Annotated in this window: 1 protein-coding gene; it reads left to right on the top strand. The window is 60.9% G+C overall.

Annotated elements, in window-relative coordinates; genetic code table 11:
- Window positions 1-120 precede the first annotated feature (120 nt).
- Window positions 121-1083 carry an IS5 family transposase gene (locus tag BO1_RS48940; protein WP_028223791.1) on the top strand — a complete coding sequence of 321 codons (963 nt, stop codon included), beginning with the start codon at window positions 121-123 and terminating at the stop codon, window positions 1081-1083.
- The last annotated feature ends 54 nt before the right edge of the window (window positions 1084-1137 follow it).

The raw sequence follows: 1137 nt of genomic DNA, 5'->3' as shown, positions 1-1137 counted from the left end.
GGCGTTGTTGCATAAATCCGGACCCACTGTGCACATGCTGACGTATACGCGCAACATCTGCAGCGGCACCTCTGTTAACGATTCGGGTTCCTGCGTACATTCTCTAGTTTTGCCGAGAAGATGCGCAAGGACACGACCAGCAAGCAAGCGAGTTCCAAAGCCAAATACCGCGTCAAGAACTGGGCGCAGTACAACGCGGGACTCATTGCTCGAGGAGACGTGACAATGTGGATTGACCCTGAGCTTTTCGCTGCAGCGCCTGAGCTCGACGCGCGCACCCGGGGCCGCCCATGCGTCTATTCGGATGCGCTCGTGCAGATGCTGCTCGAACTCAAGCAGGTCTTTCATCTGCCGCTGCGCGCATTGCAAGGCTTTGCCCAGAGTCTGCGCAAACTTGCCTTCCCGGGCCTGCCCGTGCCGAACTACACGACGTTGAGCCGTCGAGCGCAGACCCTCAAGGTCGCACTGCCAGCGCAACGTCCCAATGAACCCTTGCACCTCGTGCTCGACAGCACCGGACTGAAAGTCTATGGCGAAGGCGAGTGGAAGGTGCGCAAGCATGGCTGGTCCAAGCGCCGCACCTGGCGCAAGGTCCATCTGGCAATGGACGCAAACACCGGCCAGATCTGCGCCGCGCTGATGACGCATCAGGACGAGGCAGATGGCGAAGTGCTGCCCGATTTGCTCGACCAGATTCCCACTGACGTGGCAATCGACACCATCGGTGGCGACGGCGCCTACGACACCAGGGCGTGCCATGCGCGGATTGCTGCGCGCGCAGCGGCCCCGTCGATTCCGCCACGTGAAGGCGCGACGCCGTGGCCCGAGAGCACGCCCGGCGCGGCCTCGCGCAATGCTGCCATCGACGCGATAGCACAAAGCAGTAGACGTGAATGGAAGCAGGCAAGTGGCTACCATCGTCGCTCGCTGGCCGAGACCCTGATGTACCGGCTCAAGATCCTCACAGGCTCCTGCCTGTGGGCTCGCGAAATCGGTTCCCAGGCAACCGAAGTATCGATTCGTGCAGGCGTGCTCAATCGTATGGCGGCACTCGCTCGCCCGCAGTCCGTCCGTATTGCCTGAGATCGAAAACATGGAGATCACTTCGCCCTTACGATCGATTTATGCAACAACGCC

It is taken from the genome of Paraburkholderia oxyphila NBRC 105797, assembly GCF_000685075.1.
GTDB classification, from domain to species: Bacteria; Pseudomonadota; Gammaproteobacteria; order Burkholderiales; family Burkholderiaceae; genus Paraburkholderia; species Paraburkholderia oxyphila.
Note: the sequence above shows the minus strand (reverse complement) of the source record. Positions and strands in the feature narration are given on the sequence as shown.